Annotated in this window: 3 protein-coding genes; 1 reads left to right on the top strand and 2 read right to left on the bottom strand. The window is 70.9% G+C overall.

What is annotated here, in order from left to right:
• Together D471_RS0123585 and D471_RS0123580 are read right to left on the bottom strand one after the other, a co-directional pair.
• The coding region (locus D471_RS0123585; RefSeq protein ID WP_017600900.1) for an ABC transporter transmembrane domain-containing protein at positions 1-744 on the bottom strand (744 nt) is incomplete at its 3' end.
• A 120-nt stretch (positions 745-864) separates the two neighbouring features.
• Complete coding sequence (locus D471_RS0123580; RefSeq protein ID WP_026128009.1) at positions 865-1,368, bottom strand: adenylyltransferase/cytidyltransferase family protein; 504 nt, start codon at positions 1,366-1,368, stop codon at positions 865-867.
• Between the two features lie 183 nt (positions 1,369-1,551).
• Here D471_RS0123580 and D471_RS0123575 point away from each other — a divergent pair, with 183 nt between their 5' ends.
• On the top strand, positions 1,552-1,869 hold the full coding sequence (locus tag D471_RS0123575; protein WP_017600898.1) for a hypothetical protein: 318 nt from the start codon (positions 1,552-1,554) through the stop codon (positions 1,867-1,869).
• The last annotated feature ends 117 nt before the right edge of the window (positions 1,870-1,986 follow it).

Here is a 1,986-nt window from a genome sequence, read left to right as displayed (position 1 = left end):
GCGGAAAAACCCCGCCGACTCCTCCGCCGGGCGGCCGTAGAGCTTCACCAGCATCGCCCCGCCGACGTTGAACCGTTCGGTCATCAGCGAACTCATGTCGGCGTTGGTGTCCATCGCCTCGCGCGAGATGTGCGCGAGCCTGCGGCCGATCAGCTTCGCGGGGACGACGAACAGCGGCACCAGGACCAGTGCCACCAGCGTGACCCGCCACGACAGCGCGACCATCGTCACGATGACGGCGGTCGCGCTGATCAGGTTGGACACCACCGACTGCAGGACCGAGGTGATCGCCCGCTGGGCGCCCACCACGTCGGTGTTGAGCCGACTGATGAGCGATCCCGTCTGCGTCCGGGTGAAGAAGGACAGCGGCATCCGCTGGACGTGCGTGAACACCTGGGTGCGGAGCTGGTAGATGACGCCCTCGCCGATCTGTGCGGACAGCCACCGTCCGAGGAGGTTCAAGACCCCCTCCAGGACCGCGAGTCCGGCCGCCGCGACGGCCAGCCACACCACGAGCGAGGTGTTCCCGGGCAGGATGCCCTGGTCGATGATCGCTCTGAGGATCAGCGGGTTGGCCACCACGATGCCCGCGCCCACGGCCGTGACCAGGAGGAAGGAAGCGATCCCCCGCCAGTGGGGGCGGGCGTAGGAGATGATACGGCGGGTGATGCCCGGGGGCAGCTGGTGGCCTCGGGCGCTCCCGTCGTTGACCAGGGCCCTGTAGGAGGGCCTGCCTGACATCATGAGCTGCCTCGTCGTTCGTCTCGCCGGTTCGCCACGCATGCGTCAACACCGGTACCGGTGGGGCGCTTCCCGCGGGGAGGGAGGCGGTCCTCCGGACCGGAGGAGGGGTGTTCGGGGAGGTTACAGGGAGTGGGCGAGGCGGCCGAGCGCGGCGGTCGTGGAGCGGCCGGGGGTGAAGGGCAGCTCCCAGGCCTGCGCGCCGAGGGCGTCGGCGCCGAGGATCTTGGCCTGGGTGTAGCGGTCGCCCGCCGTGTAGGCCAGGGCGGCGGGGGCGAGGGGGCGCAGGACGTCGGCGTAGGCGGCCCAGTCGGCCACCTCCGGCGGTCCCTGGATGACGAAGGAGGCCGCGACGCACCCGAGGGCGGCGATGGTCTCGGCGCGCTCCTCGGCGGGGTTGACCGGGCGTCCGGGGCCCTTCCAGGCGCGCACGCGCTCGTCGGACTCGATGCCGACGGCCAGCGGGAGTCCGCGTTCGGCGATGCTCCGCAGGAAGCGGACGTGTCCGACGTGGAGGACGTCGAAGACCCCGGTGACCACGACCGGCCGCTCGGGAAGCTCGTGGGGTTCGAACCAGTGCGCGCTGAGGGGGGTCGTCGCGCCGCCCGTCGCGTTCGTGTCCGTCATCCAGTCACCGTTCCGCGGAGTGTCGAGGGCACCCGTGCTCTGGACCGCGCCGACGGGCTCACCCGAAGGATCAACGTACCCGTCCGGCACGGCTATTCCACTCTCCGGGGTCGGAACCGAACCGGATTCGCGTCGCCGTGGGGCCTCACGCGGCGGGGTGTGGCGGATATCACCGGGAACCGGATGGGAGTCGGGTGGGTCGAATCCGGCGTCGAGATCAGCGAGGAGGAGGCGGAGCGTATGTCGTGGGCGGTGCTCGTCGAGGAGAACAGCAGCTACGGTCAGTCGATTCGCTGGCGGCTCGGTTCGGAGAGGGCGTTCGGGGACCGTCAGGAGGCGAGGGAGGAGGCGGCCAGGAGCGCCCGTGAGCACGCGCCGCCGCTTCCCTGGTCGGAACGCGACCGGGCCGTGTACCGGATCAGCGCCGATGAGTACCTCGTGCGGGTCACCGGGATGACGAGCGAGTTCCACTTCCGGGTCACCGTCGCCGAGAGGCTCTGAGGCGGCGAGGCGGGCCGGTGTCGGGTGGTGCACGGCTCGCTTCTCGCGGTGTGGGGGTCGTCCCCCTGGTGAAACGGCGAGGCGGGCCGGTGTCGGGTGGTGCACGGCTCGTCTCTC

The organism is Nocardiopsis lucentensis DSM 44048 (genome assembly GCF_000341125.1).
GTDB classification, from domain to species: Bacteria; Actinomycetota; Actinomycetes; order Streptosporangiales; family Streptosporangiaceae; genus Nocardiopsis; species Nocardiopsis lucentensis.
The sequence above is the reverse complement of the archived record's forward strand: the minus strand, read 5'-3'. Positions and strand labels throughout refer to the sequence as shown.